We start from the raw sequence: 242 nt of genomic DNA, 5'->3' as shown, positions 1-242 counted from the left end.
AATTTTTGTAGGGAGAGAATATTTTCTTTTGCTTTTTACAATTCCATTAGCAATGTTGTTTAGCTGGAGTTGTTTTTTGGCAAAATATATTGCCCGGGAAGAAATAATTACGATTAGATCGGGTCTCGTTACAAAACGTATTTTTATACGAGATATAAAACAAATTTCAAATACGAAAAATCCAATAGCAGCCCATGCATTATCATTTGACCGACTTGAAATTGTTTACGATACACATAAAA

General features: G+C 31.0%; 1 protein-coding gene. It reads left to right on the top strand.

What is annotated here, in order from left to right; translation table 11 throughout:
* The coding region (locus SB717_RS39000; RefSeq protein ID WP_410908631.1) for a PH domain-containing protein at nt 1-242 on the top strand (242 nt) is incomplete at both ends.

It is taken from the genome of Priestia sp. SIMBA_032, from assembly GCF_046535215.1.
Lineage (GTDB): Bacteria > Bacillota > Bacilli > Bacillales > Bacillaceae_H > Priestia > Priestia aryabhattai.
The sequence above is the reverse complement of the archived record's forward strand: the minus strand, read 5'-3'. Positions and strand labels throughout refer to the sequence as shown.